This window comes from bacterium (genome assembly GCA_029210965.1).
Taxonomy (GTDB): Bacteria; BMS3Abin14; BMS3Abin14; order BMS3Abin14; family BMS3Abin14; genus JALHUC01.
Map to the genome: position 1 here is coordinate 30,459 of JARGFZ010000014.1, position 22,689 is coordinate 53,147.

The 22,689-nt window shown below is 54.7% G+C and carries 18 protein-coding genes; 2 read left to right on the forward strand and 16 right to left on the reverse strand.

Annotated features, from left to right (window positions below):
• Positions 1-262: 262 nt before the first annotated feature.
• The 4 genes from P1S59_07455 to P1S59_07470 all read right to left on the reverse strand — a co-directional run bounded on the left by P1S59_07455 (position 263) and on the right by P1S59_07470 (position 5,891).
• On the reverse strand, positions 263-1,183 hold the full coding sequence (locus P1S59_07455; protein ID MDF1526087.1) for a formate dehydrogenase accessory protein FdhE: 921 nt from the start codon (positions 1,181-1,183) through the stop codon (positions 263-265).
• A gap of 113 nt (positions 1,184-1,296) precedes the next feature.
• The gene (locus P1S59_07460; GenBank protein MDF1526088.1) at positions 1,297-4,104 is read right to left on the reverse strand and encodes a molybdopterin-dependent oxidoreductase; all 2,808 of its coding nucleotides are present in this window, start codon (positions 4,102-4,104) and stop codon (positions 1,297-1,299) included.
• Between the two features lie 377 nt (positions 4,105-4,481).
• On the reverse strand, positions 4,482-5,177 hold the full coding sequence (locus tag P1S59_07465) for a GntR family transcriptional regulator (protein ID MDF1526089.1): 696 nt from the start codon (positions 5,175-5,177) through the stop codon (positions 4,482-4,484).
• 39 nt (positions 5,178-5,216) lie between these two features.
• Positions 5,217-5,891 carry a GntR family transcriptional regulator gene (locus tag P1S59_07470; GenBank protein ID MDF1526090.1) on the reverse strand — a complete coding sequence of 225 codons (675 nt, stop codon included), beginning with the start codon at positions 5,889-5,891 and terminating at the stop codon, positions 5,217-5,219.
• Between the two features lie 263 nt (positions 5,892-6,154).
• Here P1S59_07470 and P1S59_07475 point away from each other — a divergent pair, with 263 nt between their 5' ends.
• Entirely contained in the window at positions 6,155-6,484 is a 330-nt protein-coding gene (locus P1S59_07475; protein ID MDF1526091.1) for a DUF721 domain-containing protein, read from the forward strand.
• A gap of 93 nt (positions 6,485-6,577) precedes the next feature.
• On the opposite strand, the gene P1S59_07480 is transcribed toward P1S59_07475, so the two are convergent.
• The 8 genes from P1S59_07480 to P1S59_07515 all read right to left on the reverse strand — a co-directional run bounded on the left by P1S59_07480 (position 6,578) and on the right by P1S59_07515 (position 16,249).
• Positions 6,578-7,282, reverse strand: a complete 705-nt coding sequence (locus P1S59_07480) for a methyltransferase (GenBank protein MDF1526092.1) — start codon at positions 7,280-7,282, stop codon at positions 6,578-6,580.
• 176 nt (positions 7,283-7,458) lie between these two features.
• Positions 7,459-8,814 carry a 30S ribosomal protein S12 methylthiotransferase RimO gene (gene rimO / locus P1S59_07485; protein MDF1526093.1) on the reverse strand — a complete coding sequence of 452 codons (1,356 nt, stop codon included), beginning with the start codon at positions 8,812-8,814 and terminating at the stop codon, positions 7,459-7,461.
• Between the two features lie 256 nt (positions 8,815-9,070).
• Entirely contained in the window at positions 9,071-9,754 is a 684-nt protein-coding gene (locus tag P1S59_07490; GenBank protein MDF1526094.1) for an outer membrane lipoprotein carrier protein LolA, read from the reverse strand.
• Positions 9,755-9,975: 221 nt separating this feature from the next.
• Positions 9,976-12,162, reverse strand: a complete 2,187-nt coding sequence (locus P1S59_07495; GenBank protein ID MDF1526095.1) for a DNA translocase FtsK — start codon at positions 12,160-12,162, stop codon at positions 9,976-9,978.
• Positions 12,163-12,288: 126 nt separating this feature from the next.
• Positions 12,289-13,062, reverse strand: coding sequence for an undecaprenyl-diphosphate phosphatase (locus P1S59_07500; protein ID MDF1526096.1), 774 nt, complete (start codon positions 13,060-13,062; stop codon positions 12,289-12,291).
• A gap of 141 nt (positions 13,063-13,203) precedes the next feature.
• On the reverse strand, positions 13,204-14,859 hold the full coding sequence (locus tag P1S59_07505) for a ribonuclease J (protein MDF1526097.1): 1,656 nt from the start codon (positions 14,857-14,859) through the stop codon (positions 13,204-13,206).
• Between the two features lie 116 nt (positions 14,860-14,975).
• Entirely contained in the window at positions 14,976-15,791 is an 816-nt protein-coding gene (gene rsmA / locus P1S59_07510) for a 16S rRNA (adenine(1518)-N(6)/adenine(1519)-N(6))-dimethyltransferase RsmA (protein MDF1526098.1), read from the reverse strand.
• Positions 15,792-15,898: 107 nt separating this feature from the next.
• Positions 15,899-16,249 (reverse strand): hypothetical protein, encoded by a 351-nt coding sequence (locus tag P1S59_07515; GenBank protein ID MDF1526099.1) that lies wholly within the window; start codon positions 16,247-16,249, stop codon positions 15,899-15,901.
• A 61-nt stretch (positions 16,250-16,310) separates the two neighbouring features.
• Here P1S59_07515 and P1S59_07520 point away from each other — a divergent pair, with 61 nt between their 5' ends.
• Positions 16,311-18,179 carry a penicillin-binding protein activator gene (locus P1S59_07520; protein MDF1526100.1) on the forward strand — a complete coding sequence of 623 codons (1,869 nt, stop codon included), beginning with the start codon at positions 16,311-16,313 and terminating at the stop codon, positions 18,177-18,179.
• A 123-nt stretch (positions 18,180-18,302) separates the two neighbouring features.
• Here the strand turns inward: P1S59_07520 and P1S59_07525 are convergent, their stop codons facing one another.
• The 4 genes from P1S59_07525 to P1S59_07540 all read right to left on the reverse strand — a co-directional run bounded on the left by P1S59_07525 (position 18,303) and on the right by P1S59_07540 (position 22,669).
• Positions 18,303-19,304: an iron ABC transporter permease gene (locus tag P1S59_07525; GenBank protein ID MDF1526101.1), complete on the reverse strand. Its 1,002-nt coding sequence runs from the start codon at positions 19,302-19,304 to the stop codon at positions 18,303-18,305.
• Positions 19,301-20,095, reverse strand: a complete 795-nt coding sequence (locus P1S59_07530; protein ID MDF1526102.1) for an ABC transporter ATP-binding protein — start codon at positions 20,093-20,095, stop codon at positions 19,301-19,303. The genes P1S59_07525 and P1S59_07530 overlap by 4 nt, the downstream gene beginning before the upstream one ends.
• 589 nt (positions 20,096-20,684) lie before the next feature.
• Complete coding sequence (locus P1S59_07535) at positions 20,685-21,611, reverse strand: helical backbone metal receptor (GenBank protein ID MDF1526103.1); 927 nt, start codon at positions 21,609-21,611, stop codon at positions 20,685-20,687.
• A gap of 77 nt (positions 21,612-21,688) precedes the next feature.
• The gene (locus tag P1S59_07540; GenBank protein ID MDF1526104.1) at positions 21,689-22,669 is read right to left on the reverse strand and encodes an energy transducer TonB; all 981 of its coding nucleotides are present in this window, start codon (positions 22,667-22,669) and stop codon (positions 21,689-21,691) included.
• Positions 22,670-22,689: the final 20 nt, after the last annotated feature.

Sequence of the window (22,689 nt, forward strand, 5' to 3'; positions counted from 1 at the left end):
AAGACCCTTAGCTGACTTTTGAGTCGGCGATCTGGCGGACATGATAGCCCGTATGTATTAGCATGCAGAAATACTGTATACCGTATATAAACACTGCACACCAGATATATAAACATGACTCACCTGTTATATATACTGGTGCACCTGGCCGAAGCTCCCCTGAAGTGCATTTGCAGAATATCTTACGGTGTTTTATTTTTCAAGAAATAACTGAAAAAAATGAAACACCAACACAAAAAAGAGAGAAATGGCCTGCGTGCCCTTAATCGGCATTTTCCTCCTCAGTCACAGCACCTATCCACACCCCGAAGATATTTGGGGCGCCCCTGGAAAACCCTTCTTCCTCCACAGCGCGGTCAAAACCTGGTGTTTTAAGATCTTCCACTTCCGGATGCATATCACCCAATTCATCACCTTCTAATCGCCATCCTTTAATATAGGCCTGGCATTCATTACAGACACCGGCCGACAGGGTCTTGTAATCGGCATCCTCTGAAAACAGGAAGCCGCTCTCCTTCGGGCTATGGTGATCACAGTACGGACAGGTGAGCCTCTTGAACTGCCAGTGTGACTCACATCTGAAACAGATGAGGTAGCGCTTGCCACCCTCACCCATCATATACCCCACCGCCGGTTCACCGCCGCACACCGGGCAACTGCCCTTTTCCCAGGCTGAAATGTCGATCCCTTCACACCTGCCGGCAGCGAACAGGAAAGAGCCTTTCAGAGCATTGAAAAGAACGAACATCAATACCTCCGGGTTCGCCCCTTTGATCAATAGAAGCTCTTTTCTGAGGGCCTCTTCGCCTTCAGTCAGAAAGGTCCGGGCAAGATCGTTGAGTCTTGCGGGTTCAGCAGTCAGATTGGCCATGTCCTCCATCAGTGCGTCGGGATCTTCAGAATGTCGGCCCAGGATCCGAACCACATCTTTGACCATGGCAGCCATTGCTTCCGGGTCGGGAAGCAGGTCTCCCGGATCGATGAGAGAAAACCCTTCAGTAAGCCTCATTTTGGCCTGATCACTGGTTAATCCTTTCTGATCCCTGGCCGGGAGGGACGTTTTTTCATTAAACTCGAACAGATCCCTATACAGTGCCAGGACATCATCCATTTCTTCGATGTCCAGTTTTCCTGAAAAAAGAGCCTGGCGGGCGGATTCTCGTCTTGTGTTTTGGTCTGACATTGGAAAAACCTCCGGGTAAAGCAGTTTAGGTACGAGGTACAAGGTAAATGGAACAAGGGGCCATTTAAAACGAACACCTTTTCCCTGTACCTTGTCCCTTGTCCCTGGTTTTTTTACGCTTTCACGATCTTCCCCATAAACACCTTTATCTCCATGCCACCAGTTACATAGTCGAAAGCCGGCGGTGTTAGTGCGTTAACTCCCACGTCGTCATGTCCATAGAGGGTCACAGAGGCTACATGATAAATAGCCCCGCTATTTTCAAACGAACCTATCCTGCCAGTCACCAGGGCCGTTGCTGGTACACCATCATCGTAATAGGGAGAATGAAGGATAATCCTGTGGCCACTCTTAACTCCCAATGATTGCGCAAGGTTTTTCCCAATTTCCACGATCCTGTCCACTCCGAGTTCCCTGGCACTGTTCGGCTGGGCTGTGATCCCACCGGTTCCCATTATATTGCCTGTCCTGTGCATCATGATGATCACGGGATACTCAGACAGGACCTCCTCCGGCCTTCTGGACAGGTAACCCCATTTGTCACCAACCTCTCTACGAAGCTGCAAATTCGGGTTGGAACGTCCACCTGTGAGAGAATCGGATAAAGGGCTGTGAAACGGTTCATGGTGTTCCGGGAAGGGATTACCCTTGTCCACAAGTCTCCAGAACTTCACCGGCAGTTGAGGTCTTAAAGGCAGGACATCTACAGCGGAGTATTTCGTATGACCCTGCCCTTTCCATCTGAGATAGGCGCCTTTCTCATTTCCTGGTTCCCTTATCCAGGAAAAGGGGTCGGCAATACCCCATGGCCAGAACCAGCCCCACATCTCGTAAAGTCCCACTCCATCAGGGTCGGCCAGATCTCTCCGATCGGCCAACCATTCTTTACCATTCATCCAGCCGCGATAGAGGTGGTTCCCGCACCGGTCCCCCTTTTGCCACGGTTTTCCAGGAGGCAGAACCGTTTCCTGGATGGCATCCTGACGCCACCCATTGATCTCAGCCGCGACCTCCTCAGGTATCTGGGTCAAAGGCCAGCTCAGATCCAGCACCGGACCTGCGAGGACACCTCCTTCGGTCCTATATTTGGAACGCACGGAATTACCCAGATTTACCATAAACTCCAGAAGACCCGGAGGCAGGTTGTTCCCGGCGTCTACAGGCCTGACAGATCTTACCCGCCTCCCTGGATCCGTCATGGAACCGTTTTTCAAAGCCGGTGGTTCAGTGGGAATAAAGATAACCTCTGTTTTAATGGTGGATTCTCTACCGGGAAACTGTTTCCAGAATCTGCTTATTCGATTGGGGATACAGTCCATGACAACAAGGAGATCCAGGCGGGACAGAACCTCCAGGATCGAGGAGTTATCCGAAAGACTGCTGAGTGGATCCGATCCGATCGTTATCAGGGCCTGGATCTGTTCATCGCCGACACCCTGGATAATGGTACTGATAGATGGATTTTCATCCGCTTCAAGGTGAGGGAGGTAATCCAAAGCCTTTTTGGTATCGGTGGAGGGGTACCAGGCGCCCACCAGAGCATCAAGGGGTTCCTGGTCATCTGGTAGTGTCACTACCTTCTGGTGCCGCCGCGGCAGCGGCAGATAACCCGGTAAGTAAGGTGCAAGAAGACCCATATCACACGCACCCTGTGCGTTACCTGCGGCAGAGGGGAGAATAATGCCGCCTCCCTTCTTATCCAGGTTGCCAAGAAGGGCCTGGATAGCAGAGGCCATTCTCATAGCATCCGCCCCGGAGGGGCTGGCAAGCACCCCGGAACCAAGAATAAAAGTAGCTGAAAAATCGGGGCTGGCAGTCCTTGCCAGCAGGGTGCATGCTCGACGCAGAAGATCCACGTCCACTCCGGAAATGCTGGAGGTTTTCCTCAGGTCATAACGGTTAAAATGCTCCTTCATTCGCTGGAAAATTGAGTAAGGTTCTGACATGGTGTCGTCCACTATCGTCCAGTTCTTGTATTTTCCAGAGGGGTGCCGTTCATATGAGCCCATGATCTCACTCAGTACGATATAGGCAACATCCGAATGTTCGACAAGGTCAGACTTCCTGATGTCAGCATACTGCAAGACCCAATGGACAAAAGCGCCCAGAACAGCATTATCTGTCCCCGGACGCAGCTGCAACCAGAGATCCTCATTTTTTATCGTTTCAGACTTCCGGGGATCAAGGACAATTACGACGCCCCTTCTTTCCCTGACCTCATCAAGGAAACGGCACAATGCCGGGGCCGTTTGTCCAGGATTACAGCCGACGAGGACAACGACGTCACTGTAAGAGACCTGAGTGACCGGATGGGTTCCGCCGGGCAGTCCCAGGGTATCCAGAAGTCCGGAAACGGCCATGCCATGTCCCGCTCTTACCGATGTATCCATGCTCAGGACACCTAGAGCACGATAAAATTTGGAAATAGTGTATGCCTCTTCGTTGGTAAGACATCCTCCTGTTACAACACCAAGACTGTCAAAACGATTAGATATCTTTTCGCCATCGGCTGAAAAAAGCCCCAGGTCTCTGTCCCTGAGATCCTTAAGCCGCCTTGCCACAAGGTGAATGGCTTTATCCCATCCGATCTCTATGAAATCGTCTCCCCCGGGGGGGCGATACAGAGGTTTGGCGATATCTGCCTCACCAAGTGATCCGGTGAGTGCTGCTCCCCGTGAACACAGTGAACCGCGAGCCACGGGGCAGTCAGGGTCACCTTCCACGTTCCATCGACCTTGTTCCCTGGATTGGTAGATCACTCCACACCCCAGGCTGCACAGTGGACAACGGCCGGGCACCTCCCGGCCATGAAGGAGTCTTGAAAATGAGGAGGCCTGAACAGGCCGGACCTTACCACCGATGAAGAGGGAGGCAAGGATCGTCCCGCCAGTTTTCAGAAAAGTGCGGCGTTTGAGTTTCATTGAATTCCGTGATTCGTGAAAAGTGAATTGTGAGTAGTGAATTGTGAGTAGTGAATGGTGAATAGTGAACAGTTGGCCGTGAACAGGTATTCTAACCTCTTAACGACCGTTCACTTTTCACGCTTCACTTTTCACTGCAAAAAAAAACGGTACCACGTTTTTTTGCGGTACCGGCCAATAATGTCAGAGAAATGTTTATGAATCAATGTTGATGACTTCGCAAAAAGTCATCAATGCGCCCCGCGCGGGGCGCCCAAATCAATGATTCGCACCGTAAGTCATTGATTTGTAAAAAAAGGGAAAACGACGCTTTTCCCTTTCCGAGAAGCAAAAAGCCGATTACGGACTTTTTGCGACCCTGTCAATGTTTCTGGCTACTACCCCTCTTCTTCCTCTTTCTGACCCTGGAGCCTGGTCAGGTGGGCCACAAGAACACGCCCGCCAGTCATAACGTTGGTCCTGACCCTTTCTTCCACAAGGTTCTGATCACCATTTTTGAAACCCTCTATGATTTCGTTATGCTGTGCAATAGCGTTTTCGAACTGTCCCGGCAGAGTAAGGGAGATGATCCCGAACCGGTTGAAGTGATCATTGAGATTGGAGATCATATGAATAAGACGTTTATTGGCGCACATCTTTACGAATCCCTCGTGGAATTTTGTGTGGACCTTGTAAAACGATTCCAGGTCGTTCTTGTCTATGAGTTCTTTGAGTTCATCGTTGATCTTTTCCAGTTTACCGATATCCTTTGGCTTCATATTTCTTGCCGCAAGCCTTGCGGCAAGGCCCTCCAGGGTACTCTTTATCTCATAAATGTTAATCGCCTCATCGGCATCAATAGCAGCAACCACCGCTCCCTTCCGCGGAATGATCTGGATGAACCCTTCGTTCTCCAGTTTGTGGAACGCTTCTCTCAGGGGCGTCCTGCTGATCCCCATGGAATCGGCCAGTTCCCCTTCCGGGATTTTCTCGCCCGGCTTGAATTTGCCCTTGATGATAGCCGTTTTGATGGACTCCGCGATATCCTCGGAAAGGAGTTTGGGCTCATCTATCTTGATCTTGAAACTACTCATAAAAATACTCCCTGGTAAAACACAATCCTGACATGGGCATTACAGCTGACTTTTCTCCTCACCATCCTGTTCTACTCGTTCGGCCAGTTCCACTCCGCTGAGCAGCGCATGCTCAAGAACCACTGTCTCGGCAAGAGGGCCATCTTTTTCTTCCAGAGCCTTTATGATATTTCTGTGCTGTTTCACGGAAGCCAGCAGCCTTCCAGGTACAGATAGAGCCCCAAGACGAAATCTCATGAACCGCTGTACCAGATGCTTATGAAATTCAAGGAGTTTTTCATTACCACAATAAGAAATAAAAGTATTGTGAAACTCTTCATTCTTGAAAAAAAACCCGTCCACATCATCCTTTTCAGCCAGCACGGCCAGCTGTTCATTAATTTTCCTGAGCTTCTCGATCTCCTTTTCAGTGATCTTCTCCGCAGCGATACGGGCAGCGTAGCCTTCCAAAAGGCTTTTCAGATCATAAAAATCACCAATATCTTTTCTTGTGATCCTGGAAACAACAGCACCCCTTCTTGGGATGACAGTAAGAAACCCTTCACTTTCAAGTTGTCTGAAAGCCTCCCGTATAGGGGTGCGACTTATCCCGAGTTTTTTGGCAAGCTCCGGTTCAGTGAGCTTTTGCCCCGGGTTCAGCTCACCCTTTATGATCGAATCTCTCAGGGAAGATACGATCTGTTCACGAAGTGTTTGGTGTATTTTTAATTGCATAAGCCTTTATTACCAGTATGTTACCGTCTAAAAAGAAACATTTTTTTGTACACAGTATACAATTATACTCTATTGCATTGTGCAAAACCATAAAATTCCATCATAAAAGGGTGAATAGTGATCCGTGAAGTCGAACAATCTGTGCGCTTCTTTGTCAAGTGGAAGTAATGTAAATATGTGAGAAGATGAAGGGACGCTTCTTTTTTATAGATATTTCTGTTCACGGTTCACGATTTACAGTTCACCCTGGAGAAAATTGCCTCATGTCCAGACATAAACGAACCAAGTCCACCCTCACCCCGGTCAACGAACTACTGGGCTCCCTTATGGCAAAGCTTCAGATGCCGGGGGACATAGAAGCCAAGGGAAAGGTTTTCTTTGCCTGGGAGGAGGCTGCCGGTGATGCCGCGCCCTATGCGGAGCCTTTCCGTTTCAGAGGATCGACCCTTATCGTCGAAGTGACTGAACCAGCCTGGATCAACGAGCTTTCCATGAGAAAAACAGACATCATTAACCGCCTGGAAAGGGCGGTGGGAGAAAGAGTGGTGGAAGATATAAAGTTTGAAATAAAGAAAAAGCGGCCGCAGGATTGAAAATCTGCAGCCAGTGAAAGGTGGACCGTGAATTGTGAAATGTGGATGATGAACGTTTTTCCTGTTCACCGTTCACTCTTCACTTTTCACCAGTCACAGTTCTGATTCCCCGTTGGCCCTTCCATAAATTATTTCCCTCGCTTCCTCTGTATATTCCCTCCCCTTCCCTTCCCGATACAGGACCAGCGGTTCCTCTCCATACACGATCCCTAACCCATCTCCCTTCAGGGCTTCCAGCAGAACCAGGGACGGCTCCTCATTTTCTCTTGAAAGGATGTACCGTTTGCGCACCGGCTCCATGCCGGCGGCGGTCACCGCTGCTGCAAGATCGTCAAAACGCCGCGCCAGGTAGATCCAGGTGGACGATCCCCCGTCTCGAAGCAGAGCGGAGGCAGAGCGTGCAAAATCTGAAACGCCGCCGTGAATCTCATGACGTGCGGCAGCTCGGGATGGGTCGGGGCTTATCCGGCCTGTGCCCACCTTTCTGTAGGGCGGGTTGGCCAGAACCATGTCAAACCGCTCCAGAGTTCCTTTCCAGGGGTGGTTTCTGAGGTCAGCCTGAACAAACCGAATGTTGTCGAGGCTGTTTATGCGGGCGCTTTGCCTTGCCTGCCCGATCAGTTCGGACTGGATCTCTACTCCCAGAAGACTGCAAAAGGGGTTCTCCTTCGCGAGCAGAAGACCCACCAGGCCGTTGCCGCAGCCAAGATCCGCAATCCTCCATTCAGGGGATGGCTTGATGAAACGGGCAAGGAGGAGACCATCGATGGAGGCCTTTACACCCTTGGGAGTCTGCAACAGTTTTATACCATTGATTTCGTCTAATATAATTGCCGCATCCTCTCAAGTTGAAGTATCGGCGTGTCGGTGTGTCGGTGTGTCGGCGAAAAGGCCATGCTGAAAGCTATCAGCTGTCAGCTGATTGTCGTGGTTCTCACCGATACCCCGATACCCCGTTACGCCGACACCTGGACTCAGACCGCAGGTGTTTCAGGGTCTGAGTCCAGCACTTCCCCTTTAAGGTCATGGATATCGCTATCCGTGATCAGCACTCGAACAAACGTGCCCGGTTCAATGTCTTCGTCGAGCCTCACCACACCATCAACTTCCGGTGCCTGGCCCTGATGGCGGCCAAAGGGGCCTTTTTCGTCGAACCCTTCTGCAAGGACAGTCAGTTCCTGCCCAACCAGCCTGCTTAACCTCTGTGCTGAGATCCCGGCCTGCTCCTCCATGAGTTTGTCAGCCCTGGATCTCGCGACATCAGAGGGCACCTGATTTTTCATTCCCGCTGCCGGTGTCCCCTCTTCAAGGCTGTAGGGGAAAACACCCAGATGATCGATACCAGCCTCCTGAATGAAGTGGAGGAGTTCATTAAAGTCCTCCTCCGTTTCCCCCGGAAAACCGGTCATTAGAGTCGTCCTGAGGTAAACACCAGGTATGGCATTGCGGACCCGTCGCACCACATCCATGGGCGAGGGTGCCTCCCCCCTGCCCATTCTTTCAAGGACTGAGGCTGATACGTGCTGAAAAGGAACATCCAGATATCGGCAGATTCTCGGGTCGGAACCTATAACCTCGAGAATTTCATCCGTAACCCGGGATGGATGAACATAAAGGACTCTGAGCCAATAGTCCCCAGGAACGCCGAGGAGGGACCGCAAGAGGGACGGCAGACTGTCTTTTCCCAGATCCTGTCCGTAGCGTCCAGAATCCTGGGCCACCAGGGTGACCTCCCGGACGTCCTGGCCGACAAGATACTCCATTTCGCTTAGGAGGGATGCAGCCGGACGGCTGGTAAACTCTCCTCGAATGGAGGGAATGAGGCAGTAGGCGCACCAGTTGGAGCACCCCTCGCCGATCTTGATGTAGGCGCGATGGGAAGGGTGGGAACGAATACGGAAAGGGAAAGATGATTCCGAATTGAGAATTGAGAATTGAGAATTGAGCTCTTCTGCGTTCTGCGTTCCGGGTTCTGCGTTCTGATCATCGCCCTTTACCGCCCTCACAACACTTTCAAGGTCCTTGTGGGGAACGAGAGCGTCGACCTCAGGCACTTCCTTCAGGATCTCGTCCCCGTAGCGACTGACCAGACACCCGGTGACCACCAGACGCGTCGGGCCGCCTTCTCTTTTAAGTTGAGCCAGCTCCACGATGCGGTCCAGGGATTCTTCCACCGCCTCGGTGAGGAAAGAGCAGGTATTTATGAGGAGACAATCAGCATCCTCCGGCTCCTCAACGACGACACAGCCGGCTTTGTGAAGGTGGCCGAGCATAACCTCGGTGTCGACCAGGTTTTTGTTACATCCAAGACTTACAACAGAAACCTTCATTGTTTATGCGGTCCCCAAGAGCACAGCATCTTCTGCGTTATCGCCCCTCGGAAATCCTCGACGTATGTCGGCATATACGCCTCCGGTGTTCCTCGGAACTCTGGCCTTGTATCTGCCGCACTCTTGTGAACCTTTAAGGAGCATGGTGACGGTGACTTTCATAAATATAGAAGGTGGAAGAAGGGAGGTGGAATAAAAGCAATACGTCTTTCCTCCCTTATTCCCTATTCCTCATTCCCTATTCCACGATAACATTTCACGGCTCAATCACTTCCGTTCCTTTCGGAACATCCCACTTGAACAGGTCATCCGAAAGCTCCACCCCGGTTTTTATGCCATGAAAGGTTATTGTGGTCACATTCCCCAACTTATGGTGAATGGCGATGCGCTCCACAAGGCCTGAGTCGGAGGCCACCAGGATGGAGATCTTGTCGTAGGGAAGGTTATCTTCAAGAGGAAACAGGTCGAGAGGAACACTCTCACCGGGAGCGGTCACCCTTGACTGAACGGTGAAATCTTCCTCGATCCCGTCCAGTCCGCTGAAGAAGGTGGCAGCACCCATTCTCATCTCTTTAGGGGTTAATTCCCTGACGATGATCTGTTTGCGGGAGGGGGTATGGATCCAGACCCTGGAGTTGTTTATGACTACAGAGTGAGGGCGTTTACCGCCATAATCCCAGCGCATACGGTCCGGGGGGCTGAAGAAAAGGATCCCCTCCTCCCTGGAACTCATACCCACTCCGGGCCGTTCTTCAGTCTGAACAAAGTCGGCCTGAAGACCCACCAGGGAAGCATAGGTTTTTCTTGCCAGGGCAAGGGCCCGGTCAGCCTCGTCCTGGCACAACCCGGGGGAGGGAAACGCTATCAGAAAAGCGATAACAGCCAGGAATGCGAACAGCGTGTCGCAATTGCCCGATCTTTTGAATTTTGAAAGGTTCAATTCTTTTTCACCAAGATTGATGGACTCGCAAAAAGCCCATCAATGCGCCGCGTGCGGGGCGCCCAAATCAATGACTCGCACTGTAAGTCATTGATTTGTAAGGAAAGGGAAAACGACGCTTTTCCCTTTCCGTGGAGCGAAAAGTCCCGGATTGGACTTTTTGCGACTTTATCAAGATTGAAGCCTTCCTCTGCGTTGAAAAACATCGCCAGGATTGCATATCAATCAACCTCATACCTCCGCAGGAGCGGCCTGGGTTTGGCGCCATCCGGCGGGCCGATGTGACCGTCTAGCTCCATGCGCTCAACCATGCGGGCAGCCCTGTTATAACCCACCTTGAAGTTTCTCTGGATCATGGAGGCCGAAGCATAACCCTTGTTGTAGACGAAATCCAGGGCCACCTGGTACTTCTCGTCCTCTTCTCCGTCATCTTCTGCCCCTGGAATAGAGGGCTGATAGTCGAACAGATCTTCCCTGTATTCAGGCTTGGCCTGGTCCTTGAGAAATTTGACAACTCTCCCCACTTCGTCCTCCGTGACAAAGCACCCGTGCAAGCGTGTCAGGCCGGTCATCCCTGTCTTGATGAACAACATATCGCCCCGACCGAGAAGCTGCTCCGCCCCGTTGTGGTCCAGGATGACCCGGGAGTTTGACTTGTCGGTGACCTTGAAAGCCATGCGGCCGGTGATGTTAGTTTTGATGCTCCCGGAAATGATGTCCACCGAGGGACGCTGTGTTGCCAGAATAAGGTGAATACCTGCCGCACGGGCCATCTGCCCCAGTCTGGCTATGCACTCTTCCACATCCCTGGATGTGGTCATCATGAGATCGGCCAGTTCGTCAATGATGACCACGATGTGCGGAAGTTTCCTGTCTTCATCCTCCCCCAGCTCTTCCTTGATCCTGGCGGTCTTGGTGTTGTAGCTGTCTATATTCCTGGCTTTCCTTGCAGACAGAAGCTGGTACCTTCTCTCCATCTCGGCCACGAGCCAGCGAAGGGCAGAAGCTGCCTTCTTCGGCTCCATGACAACCGGTGCCAGCAGGTGGGGGATCCCCTCGTAGGGAGAAAGTTCCAGCATCTTCGGATCCACCATAACCAGACGGACATCGTCTGGCGTAAGGTTGAACAACAGGGACAGGATCATGGAATTGATGGCCACGCTCTTACCTGTGCCGGTAGCTCCGGCCACAAGCATGTGGGGCATGGAATCCAGATCGGTGATGTAGGGAACACCCGATGTATCCTTCCCTATAGCGAACCTGAGAATCCCCTTGTACGATTCAAACTCGGCTGAGCCCAGGATCTCCCTGAGGCGAACTGTCTCAGGTTCAATGTTGGGAACCTCGATCCCGATGGCTGATTTGCCCTGGATGCGCTCCACGATCCTGATATCCACCCCGCCCATGGCAAGGGAAAGATCACCGGTACGGCTTACGATCTGGTTGACCTTGATCCCAGGCCCCGGTTCATACTCGAATACAGTGATGACAGGACCCGGGTTGACCGCTGTTACCTGGCCGTGGATCCCGTAATCCTGAAGTTTTTTAACAAGCATCCGGCTTCTGGCGAGATGCTCTTCCTCCGTCACATTTCTGTGATCCTCGTCTGGCATGTCAAGAAGGTGAAGAGGGGGAAGGGAGAATTTGCCCCGTGGGCGCGGGAGAGTGTCGAACTCCTCCTGTCTGGGGGAGGCTGCACGGGTCCGGTTAACAACCGCAGGCTTACTCTCTATCGTCGGCGGTTTGATTTTCTGTTCAATTTCCTTTGCGCGGCTGACAACTTTTTTCCGGCGGGTGCGTTCTCGTTTCTTGGTCACCAGAGTAAACAACGCACCGATCAACCCGGCCAGCCAGGCTGCCGCGGCCCTCAGGGAAAGGTTGGTCATGATCAGAGTGGCGGCCAGGAGAAGGGCCAGAACGATAACATGGGCCCCTGCCACGTTAAAAAAGGATATCAGACCGTCCGCAGCAAGTTTGCCGATGGTACCGCCGGCCTGGACCTTGCCCCCTGTAAAGGTTATCGGACCCAACCTCAACTGGACCAGAACGCACAAGGTCAAAACAAACAGAGCAGCACCCGCCGACCTCAATGCCCAGCTACCCCAGTTCCTGTGGAAGAAACGTGTCACACCGAGGAATAAAAAGAAAACCGGGATCATGAAAGCGGTCCAGCCAAGAGCCTGGATACTCGCGTCCGCCAGGTAGGCGCCGACGATGCCGCCCATGTTGCTCGCCTGGCTCTGCCCGGTGCCAGTACTATTGAGAGATATGTCCCGGGGCGAGTAGGAAACCAGGGCCAGGAGAAAAAAGAGCCCCACAGCCACAAGAGCCACACCGACGATCTCACGCCAGCGGGAGTGGGACGCGGGAGACAGCTTCTTCTCTTTTCGAGGTTCGTTCTTGGCCATGGGCACCTTCAATTCATGATAGATTTGATCTCACATCTCAGATCTCAGATCTCAGATTTAAAGCGAAAAAACAATCGTGAATTCAGCATGTTTGAGATTTGAGATTTGAGATTTGAGATTCTCTTTCTATACCAGAAACACCAAAGAAAGAGAACCTAGAGCCAGACAGTACACCGCGAAGGGAAGCAGGTTTTCACGGCCGAGGAGTTTCATGAGGAAGGCGACAGATGCCCATCCAACCAGAGCAGCCGAAACGGCGCCCGCAAGGAAAGACAGGGGTAGCCCGCCTTCCGTGAGCACACCGGACTCGAGCAACAGGGCTCCGCCAATGGCAGGGATTGAGAGCAGGAAGGAAAACCGGGCGGCCTCCCTACCCGAATATCCGATGAACATACCCATGGCGATAGTGGATCCGGACCTGGATATACCGGGAACAATGGCCAGCGCCTGAGCAAGACCTATCAGGATGGCGCCAGACACAGTGATGTCGACAACGGTTCGATGGCCCCTGCCCCTTATTCGCCAGGCTGCCGCCAGGATGCACCCTGTCAGAAGCAGGCCGACTGACGCTACTCTCGGGGCCGAAAAAAGAGGCTCTATCATTTCGGACAGAAACACACCCACAACCCCAGCCGGGATGGAGCCGATGACGAGAAGGGCAGGCAGACGCCATCCTCCTTCAGACGGCCGGGCCATGTCATGGGCCAATTGAACCAGATCGCGCCTGAAATATATGAGCACCGCCGCAAGGGTCCCGCCGTGTAGCAGAACATCGAAAGCCGCAGCCGGCGTATTGAATCCGGATAGCAGCTCCTGGGCCAGGACAAGGTGGCCGGAGGAGGAGACAGGGAGGAATTCTGTCAGACCTTGAAGAATTCCCAATAAAATCGATTCAAACATATCTTAATTACCTCATATTCATGGTCTGACAGAACGTATCGGGGTATCGGGGTATCGGCGAAAAGGCTTTTAATCGACGTGCCGATATTGTTTGGCTCTGTCCCCGATACGCCGTTACGCCGACACTCCGACACCTGCCGGTTATTCCTCCAGAATAACTGGAAGAACCGTGGGCTTCTTATCAAGCGCTTTCCTATATATTCCTCGCACCGCAGTCCTTAAATTTTCCTTCAGCTCCGGAAGGGAAGTCTTTTCCTTTCGCCAGGCCTTCAAAACCCGCCGCGCAGCACCGGCTGCCTCCAGGTCCAGTTCCTCCCCGTGAGGGCCTACGATCACTCCCCTGCTGTATACCACCGGTTCGGGAAGTTTGTCTCCCCTTGCGGGCAGGGATACCGCAACGACCACGACCCCTTCACGGGCCATCCGCCTGCGATCCCCGAGTATCGGGTCGCCCATGGTCCCTATCATGGACCCATCCACCAGCATGCGGCCGGAGGGTACTGATTCTTCGGTCCTGGTCCCCGAAGGACCCAGTTCGAGCACCTGGCCCGGGTCCAGGATATGAATACCATCGCTGCCCACACCGTTATTGAGCGCCACATCCGCGCAGGCCACCAGATTTCGGTAATCTCCATGGACAGGGACAAAGTGACGCGGCGAGGTCATCTGGATCATAGCGGAGATCTCGCCAGCGGACGCATGCCCGGATATGTGAACCCTGGGGGGAGCCTGGTAATGCACCTTGGCTCCGGCTCGAAAAAGGTTGTCGATATTCTGACCAACAGCCAGTTCATTGCCCGGTATCATACGGGACGAAAAGATAACCGTGTCTCCCGGCCCTGCCTGGACCTGGGCATGCTCCCCGCGGGCGATACGGCTCAAGGCGCTGAAAGGTTCTCCCTGGGTCCCGGTGGTCAGGTACACGACCTTCCCGGCCTCATTTTTTTCAAGCGTCCCGTGGAAAGCTATAACACCGGGTGGCGGTTCCAGATATCCCAGTTTCGAGGCGATCTCAAAATTCTGGATCATTCGCCGGCCCTCGAGGACAACTTTTCGACCTGAAGCGGCAGCCGCAGATATCACCGCACCCATCCGCTGGATATGGGAAGCAAAGGTCGCAACGAAGACCCGGCCCGATGTATTCTCGAACAGATCGGCTAGAGCACTGGCCACCTCGGACTCGGGAGGTGTGATACCGGGGCGATCCGCATTGGTACTGTCGCAAAGCAGGAGATCAACACCCTCGCGGCCGACGATTTTCAACGGTTCGAGATAATCACCATCATCTCCCTCCGGCAGCCGGAAATCCCCAGAATGGACCACAGTCCCGGCTGGTGTCCGAATGATCAGGGAAGCTGAATCAGGGATGCTGTGATCCACCGGAACCGCTTCGATCCTGGCTCCGGCGACCTCGAAGGGCTGTCCAAAAAGGATCTTCCTCAGATCCCGGTCCTCCAGATGAGCTCCACCCCATCCGTTGGCCATCCTCTCCCGAGCCATGGCCAGGGTAAAGGCTGTCCCGTAAACCGGAACATCCACCTGACTCAACAGGGAGGGAAGAGCACCCACATGGTCGTCGTGACCGTGGGTCAGGATGATGGCTTTCAACCGGTCTGCGTTCTCCAGGACATAGGTGAAGTCTGGCAGGAAAAGGTCCACACCAGGGAAGTTGCCCTGGGGAAACTTGATCCCGGCATCGATGAGGATGAACGAATTCCCCCATTCCAGTACAGCGCAGTTCATCCCGAAGGTGCCCACACCGCCGAGGGGAATAAAACGCAGAGTTGAGTTATTCATGAACCCTATCCTTTTCACTCAACTCTGCTTGTATCGGAGTATCGGAGAAAATACCTTTTGCTCTACCCCGGTACCCCGACACCCCGATACCCCGACACCTGAGCTGCAGGGAAAAGTCATTTGACGACCCCCTGCAGCCGCATCGCCAATTCCGCGAACTGCTCCACCGACAACTGCTCCGCCCTGACGGTTGGCAACAGTCCCATCCCGGGAATGATCTGTCCCAGTTTTTCCTTGCCAACTGTGGGGAAACCGGCAGCGAGGCTGTTGACCAGTTTTTTTCTTCTCTGGCCAAAAGCTGCCTTGACAACGCTCATAGTGAATAGTCTGTCCGGCATCGGGTACAGGGCCTCCTCGAGGACATCCCACCGCACAAGGGCTGAATCCACTCTGGGCGGGGGCAGGAACACTGTAGGTGGAACCTTCCTCACGATCACAGGTTTTCCGAAGAGTTGGCACGCCACAGACAGGATGCCGTACTCCTTGCCGCCATGATCCGCTGCCATGCGCACAGCCACTTCCCACTGAACAAGAAAAACGGCCCGTCGAACCCGATCCCTGTTTTCCAGGACCCTGAACAGGATCTGGGTGGAAATGGCATAGGGGAGGTTGCCAAGGGCCACAACTCTGCCCTCAGGGGGAAGCAGATCATCCCACGGCACCCTCAGTGCATCACCCTTGACCAGCCTGAGTGAAGGGTTACCGGCAAACTTCTCCTCCAGGGCCGGGTGAAGACCCGCATCAACTTCTACAGCGGTCACCTTCACGCCCGCAGCAAGGACCATTTCGGTGAGCCTTCCCGTACCGGCACCGATCTCCAGGACCTCATCACCTGGAACCAGATCGGCAGCCCTGACGATAAGCCCAAGTATGTTTTTATCGTGGAGAAAATGCTGACCGTAAGCTGGAGGGGCGTAGGGGCGCTTACTCACGGCCTTCTCCAACATTCAAGGGACCATGAGAAGGAGTGCAGGGTATAGAGTGCAGAGAATAATTCTCTGAACTGAAAGAACTGGCCCTGGCTATTATGTCGGATTGATTAATTATCAATAGAGTTTTCCTGTTCCGGTATCGAGAATGATAAAAAATAGTGTAAAAATATTGACACAAAAATATTGGGGGGACATGCCTCAGATTGCTTGCGTAATGAGTTTACCTTTGCACTCTGCACTCTGCACTTTACACCCTGCACTTTACACTCTGCACTGCCTTTCCCGATTGACAATCGGGAAAGGGTCGGGCACATTTCCAAAATGCTCTCATTTCCCAGGTATTTCCGATGTTTATACCCCACAACGGTCCTGGTCGCAACACTGTGCGCCTGCGCCACCGTCCCTCCTGCCAGTATGCCGCCGGCCCAAACCGCCGCGCCGAAAACTTCAGCCGACATTTACGCACCTCCGGTCGCGAAACCGATTCCTTCCTCCAAATCCACCCCGCCGATCGTGGCGATGAAAGAAAAACCGAGGGACACCGCAAAGGAACGGGAGGAACTTCTGAAATACGAGGAGGCTGTCAGGCTGTTCAGGGAGGAGAAGCGAACGATGGAAGCCTTCCAGATGCTCGAGGGTTTCCTCAGGATGCACCCGAACAGTTCCTTTGCGGACGATGCCCTTCTGGAGCAGGCGCGCATCAGGATCTTCGAGGAGGAATCCGGGAAGGCTGTTTCCATTCTTATAAAGCTGCTCCACGATTTTCCGGCAAGCTACTTGAGGAAGGCAGCCAACCTGGAACTGGAGCGGATCTATTTCTCAGAGGAGAGGTGGAGAGACTGCATTGAAGCAGGTGACAACGTCCTGATCTTTGACACGCTACCTGATGAAAAGGTTGAAGCCCTTTCCATGAGGGCTGTCTGCCGGTTCCGTAAGAAGGATCGAATGAAAGCTGTTGACGATGCCATCCAGGCCAACCTGCTCACTTCAGGCGATGAGATGCATGCCAAAGCAGTCCAGGCCCTGGAGCTCATCGCATCCGAGTTGAAAGACCACGAACTTGAGACCATCATGTCACAGTCGGATGGAAGCCGGCCCTATGCCCTCATCGCCATGGTTCGTCTGGAGAGGGACATAGAAAAAGGGTACCAAGCCGAGGCCATGGCCAACCTTATGGACCTCCTCGTTCACTATCCCGGTGAGATCCCGGAAGAGAGGATCCAAAATATTTATGCCGGACTGCGCGACCATCTTCTGGGCCAGACCAACACTTTGGGTGCGGTCCTTCCTCTATCAGGCCGGTTCGCCGTCTATGGCCAGAAAGCTCTGCAGGGCATTCAGGCAGCCCTGGGCTTTCTGGGAGCACCAACTGACGAACAGTCTGCTACAGAGTTCAGGCTGTTGGTGAAAGATTCGGGCGCTGATCCCGTTCAGGCCGCCCAGGCGGTGAGGGACCTGTCCGAGACCCACCAGGTGATCAGCATCATCGGCCCCATATTCTCCCGCACGACACGGGCGGCCGCGGAAGCGGCGGAGGAATCGGGTACGCCCATCATCTCTCTTTCCCCCGACCCGGAGATACCCGCCCTCGGAAGGAACGTCTTCAGAAGGAGCCTGCTGGACTCTCAGCAGATCACCACAATCGTGCGCCTCCTCAACGATCGACTCATGATGAACCGCTTCGCCTTCCTCTATCCGGACAGCCCTTATGGTCGGGAGATGATGAACCTTTTCTGGGATGAAGTGGACAAGCGGGGAGGCGAGATCGTAGCGGCGGAAAGCTTTCCTCCCGGCCAGACCGATTTCGGCCCCCAGATCCGTGCAATGGTGGGCCTGAACCGTAAAATGACCCAGGAAGAGCTGGCCTTCAAGGAGGCCGGGGGAGATGTAGAACTTGCCCCCATCATTGATTTTGACGCCCTTTTTATCCCGGCGGATTACCAGACAGTAGGGCTCCTGGCCCCGCAGCTTGCATACTATGATGTCAATGAAGTGCTCCTCGTGGGATCGGACGGCTGGAACAGCCCCTGGCTGGTGGAGCTGGGTGAACACTACGTGGAGGGGGCCCTGTTTACAGGCGGATTTGTCCAGGATCTTGAAAACACAGCGATAAGGGAAATGTCCGAGAAATACTGGCTCACCTTCGGCGAGGACCCCCAGGGCCTGGCAGTTCAGGCTTACGACGCGGCCAGGATCATACGGGAGGGGGTAGCGTCGGGAATGGTCCGTAACAGGTCCACCATGCGCGAATACCTCATGAACCTGAAGGACTTCCCCTCCGCAGAGGGCTTGCTGACCACCGATGAGAACGGTGATATTCTCCAAAAACCCTACCTGCTCACCATCGTCGATGGGAAGATCCAGCGGTTTGAAATAGAATTTGATTAGAAGCGAATTTCATATCTCATGTCTCAAATTTCAAATCTCAAAGTTTCAATTCCAGTTCCTCAAATTATTAATCTGCCGCTCTTTTTGAGATCTGAGATCTGAGATTTGAGATCACGTCGCGCTTTATTTATCCCGGATCAGAAGAGCGAGGAAGAACGGCCCCCCCAGCAGGGCGGTGATCACCCCCACCGGGATCTCCGCCGGGGCGATGACGGTGCGGGCGAAGGTGTCGCACACGGTGAGGAATACCCCGCCGAACAGGATCGTGGCCGGGATGAGGGCCCTGTGACCGGGCCCCACCATGAGACGGCATATGTGGGGAACCATGATCCCCACGAACCCGATGGGGCCGCACACGGCAACGACCCCCCCCACCAGCAGGGAAGTGGCGAAGAAAAGCCTTCGCTGCATCCTGGCCACGCTCACACCCCGGCTTGCCGCCATCTCCTCCCCCGTGGTGAGCAGGTCCAGTTCCCTCCAGCTGATGAGGATAAGAATCGTCCCCAGGGCGACGAAGGGGATCATCTGGAAAACAGACCTGAACCCGGCCACCTCCAGCCCACCCATGAGCCAGCGGATGATCCGGAAGGTATGGGTGAAGTCGGAAATATACTGGATGAACAGGTTGAGGCTGGAGAAGAAGAAGTTCACCGCCACTCCCGCCAGCAGCAGGGTGGCCGTGGTGAGCATGGCTCCTGACCTGGTGAGCGCCCTCGATATCCCGTAGACGAGAAGAACGGAAAGGGCTGCTCCGGCAAGGGCCGCCATGGAGATTCCGGAGATCCCCAGCAGGGTCACGGCTACTCCGAACCGGATGGCCATGGCCGCTCCCAGGGCGGCGCCCGAGGCGACCCCCAGTGTGAAGGGGGTCGCCAGGGGGTTGCGGAAGAGGGCCTGGAACGCCATCCCGGCGACGGCCAGCCCCGCGCCCGTGAGCCAGGCCGCCAGAACCCGCGGCAGCCGGATCTTCCAGAAGATATCGTACTCCTTGCCGGGGGCCGCCCCTCCGCCAAGGATGTCGAAGGGGGAGATGGGGGTCATCCCCACGAAGGGGGCCATCCCGAGGACGAGGATGGTGGCCGCGGCCAGCATACCAAGGACAAGGGTGACCCTCCCGGCCTTCATGAACCGGGCCCTTCCGGCACCACCATGGGGCGGCCTGTGACCGGGTGCCCGACGAAGGTAAAGGGCCGCGCGTAGATGCCTTCGAGAACAGCATTGTCCATGAACATATCAGGCAAACCGTCGAAAGCGACCTCCCCGTTCACGAGGGCCACCACCCGGTCGGAATAGAGGGCCGCGTGGTTGATGTCGTGGGTTACTGCCAGCACGGTGACTCCGGAGTCGCGGTTGAGCTCCAGCAGGAGGGACTGGACCTCTCCGGCGTGGAGAGGGTCGAGGAAGGTCGTGGGTTCGTCCAGGAGTAGGACTCCGGCGCCCTGCGCCAGGGCCCCCGCGATGAGGACCTTCTGCCGCTCTCCTCCGCTCAGGGTCCGGATATCCCTTTCGGCAAAGCGTGCCGTTCCCGTCATGGCGAGGGACCGGTCCACGATCCGGAGGTCTTCAGCCCCGGTGAATGTGAAGGGGCTGTGGTGGGGGTAGCGTCCCATGAGAACGAACTGGCGGACCGTGAAGGGGAAGACGCTGCCGTCGGCCTGGGGAACGTAGCAGAGCCGGGCCGCCAGCTCTTTTTGCGTCATGTCAGGAGTGGACCGCCCCTGGACACGCACGCTGCCGGTCCAGTCCGACCGGATCCTGATGAGGCATTTCAAAAGGGAGCTCTTACCCGCCCCGTTTGGACCGACGATGGAAAGATACTGGCCTTCGGGGACGACGAAGGTCACATCCCTGAGGATGGCATTCCCGCCGATGGTGAGTGAAAGGTTATCAATTTCAAGGATCGGATCGTTTTTCATAATTAACACAACCTGAACCTGTCTCACACAGACACAGGCACAGAGAGTACCTGTGAAACACGGAAATTCATCGACGCATGTCCCAATTGCTCCAAAACCAATTTCACCACGGAGTCACGGAGGACACGGAGAAAAGATTCCTCCTCACCGGCTCATTCCTGTTGGAATGAGCCGGTGAGAGGTGGAGATTCTTTATGTGTTCTTTGTGCTTCCGCCGTCGCTCTTTGAGCTATGGCGGGACAAGCTGCGTGAGTCCGCCTTTCGTGCTTTTGCGCGAAACCACTTCTTGCGAATGCCATCGCGAGCCGGACTCTATGCGACTTGTCCACCGAGGCTTTATGCGAATAGTGAAGAGAGTCCCGTGCCGGGATTGAAGCGTCGCACTCGCCGAACTCGTTGCTCCTCGCAATGACGGCGTGATTTCCCCCCGACGTATCCGCCTTTCTCCGTGTCCTCCGTGACTCCGTGGTAAATGCTCTAAGAGGCATTATCGGCATACGCCAGAGATCTCCCCCCTGATTGTTTTGACCTTCTCCGTGGTCTCTGCGGCTCTGCGTGAGGCCGCTCTTCAAGCTTTGGCGTGGCGCCACTATTTTGGTTCATTATGTATCAAAGCAGTCATTTCCTCGAGGAGGGTCACGAACCTGGGTCCCGGGATAACGACGTAGTCCTCGCCCAGGATGTAAATCCGCCCCGTCCTCGCTGCCCGCAGACCCGGGATGTCGTTCCACCGCGAGAGGAGAGCCGGCATGTCCTCATCCGGCCCGAGATCGGGGATCATCTCCAGGATGACATCCGGATCGATCCTGGCGATCCCCTCCGCGGACAGCGCCGGGAACTTGAGGGTCTCGTCGCTGTAAGCGTTCTCCCCGCCGGCCAGCCTGATGAGATCATCGTAAAACCCGTCCCGTCCGGAAACGTAGATCTCCCCCGACGCTCCGGGTTCGAGGCTCCTGCCCACCGCTACGAGGACACGCGGGGTAAAGTTGAAGTTGTACCCGGAAACGACCCTTGAAAGGCGGGCCTTGAGATCCTTCACGTAGGCCCGTGACACGGCGGCCACACCGCACGCCTTCCCGATACTGTTGATGGAGTTCACGATCCCGTCGACCCGGCTGTGGTCCACGGCCAGGGTGGCGATCCCCAGTTCATGGAGACGGTCACGGGCCTCCTCGTGCTGGGTGATATGGATCACCAGGTCCGGCTGAAGGGCGACCACCGCCTCGTAATTGACGTCGAGGTACCCCCCCACCTTTTCTCTGCTCTTCGCCTCGGGAGGGTAGTCGCAATACCTGGTCACGCCCACCACCTTTTCGCCCAACCCCAGCTCGAACAGGATCTCGGTGACGCTGGGAGCGAGGGATACAATACGCCGTACCGGCGCATCCACGAGGGGGAGAGGGGGAGAGGGGGAGAGGGGGGGATCGGAACAGGAGACCTGGAAAACAGCGAGTAAAATTATTACCGCTGTTTTCCAGACAGTAAAGCGTGAAGCGTGAAGCGTGAAGCGTGGCAAAACGCAACCTTTGAGATATGAGATCTGAGATCTGAGATCAAAAGCCTTTTTGGATCTTGGATTTTGGTTTCTGGATCTCATTGTTCCAACCTGAACACATAGGCGATCGTCCTCTCCGATCCCACAGGCACGCCGAACCTGGAAGCCGGCTCAAAAACGGCCCTTTCCACCGCCTCCAGGGCCGCATGATCCAGCCTCGGGAAAGAGCTCGTGGATCGTATCCTGGCGCTTCGCACTTCGCCCTTTGCGCTGATCTGGACTGTTATCACCACCCTCCCTTCCTCTCCACGGCGACGCGACAGAAGCGGGTATTCCGGCTCGTTGAAGACCACAGGTTCCGCCTGTACGTAAGCGTGATAAAGGGCTTCGTCCATCATCATCCCGAGGTGGGCCGGAACGCCGGCGAAGGCAAGACGATCGGTGATCGGTTCTGCACTTTCAGGTTCGACTCCTTCAGCGGAAGCCTGCACGGCAATTGTGGAAGTCCGCGTTTCGACCGGCCCTGTTGCATCCTCCACCGGGGCTCCCGTACCACCGGGTTCTGCCGGGTCTTCAGCAGCCGGTTCTCCGTCCGGAAGGATTTGTGAGGACAGCTCTTCCTTCACATCGGTCCCCGACACCACCTGCTCGACAGCCTCCGAGGAAGCCTCGGATTCCCGCAACACCGGCTCTTTTTCAGCCGGTGTCTCAACCAGAACGGCTGGATGATCGATCATAGCTGAACGTTCCTTTTCCACGGACGCAACCATAGCGATTTGCTCCGTGGGCACCCCCCTGTCTCCTTTCTCCCGGCTCCTGTCTCCTGACTCCTTGGTACCTGGTACTTGGTACCACCCGTCGCCATCATCCTTCGCCTGAGCGACGGATGACAAGAGGCTATGGGTGGCGGGCCTGGTACTGCTTCTTTCCCCCTCCAGCCACATCACCACCGGCCCGGCTTCACGGGCATTTTCCGGAGCGTAATTCACTCCCATCCACGCCACAGCGGCAAAGTGGATGGCCACTGAGATTACAATACTCCTGGACCATGCATTTGGTGATCTATTAATGGCGGCCATAATTATTCCCTCTGCACCCT

Bases quoted from the DNA above. Each gene is read 5' to 3' on its own strand.
- P1S59_07495 (MDF1526095.1), bottom strand. From the start codon at position 12,162: ATGGCCAAGAACGAACCTCGAAAAGAGAAGAAGCTGTCTCCCGCGTCC.
- P1S59_07540 (MDF1526104.1), bottom strand. From the start codon at position 22,669: ATGGCCGCCATTAATAGATCACCAAATGCATGGTCCAGGAGTATTGTA.
- P1S59_07500 (MDF1526096.1), bottom strand. From the start codon at position 13,062: ATGTTTGAATCGATTTTATTGGGAATTCTTCAAGGTCTGACAGAATTC.
- P1S59_07455 (MDF1526087.1), bottom strand. From the start codon at position 1,183: ATGTCAGACCAAAACACAAGACGAGAATCCGCCCGCCAGGCTCTTTTT.
- P1S59_07460 (MDF1526088.1), bottom strand. From the start codon at position 4,104: ATGAAACTCAAACGCCGCACTTTTCTGAAAACTGGCGGGACGATCCTT.
- P1S59_07475 (MDF1526091.1), top strand. From the start codon at position 6,155: ATGTCCAGACATAAACGAACCAAGTCCACCCTCACCCCGGTCAACGAA.
- P1S59_07465 (MDF1526089.1), bottom strand. From the start codon at position 5,177: ATGAGTAGTTTCAAGATCAAGATAGATGAGCCCAAACTCCTTTCCGAG.
- P1S59_07525 (MDF1526101.1), bottom strand. From the start codon at position 19,304: ATGAAGGCCGGGAGGGTCACCCTTGTCCTTGGTATGCTGGCCGCGGCC.
- P1S59_07515 (MDF1526099.1), bottom strand. From the start codon at position 16,249: ATGTCGGCTGAAGTTTTCGGCGCGGCGGTTTGGGCCGGCGGCATACTG.
- P1S59_07505 (MDF1526097.1), bottom strand. From the start codon at position 14,859: ATGAATAACTCAACTCTGCGTTTTATTCCCCTCGGCGGTGTGGGCACC.
- P1S59_07530 (MDF1526102.1), bottom strand. From the start codon at position 20,095: ATGAAAAACGATCCGATCCTTGAAATTGATAACCTTTCACTCACCATC.
- rimO (MDF1526093.1), bottom strand. From the start codon at position 8,814: ATGAAGGTTTCTGTTGTAAGTCTTGGATGTAACAAAAACCTGGTCGAC.
- P1S59_07520 (MDF1526100.1), top strand. From the start codon at position 16,311: ATGAAAGAAAAACCGAGGGACACCGCAAAGGAACGGGAGGAACTTCTG.
- P1S59_07470 (MDF1526090.1), bottom strand. From the start codon at position 5,891: ATGCAATTAAAAATACACCAAACACTTCGTGAACAGATCGTATCTTCC.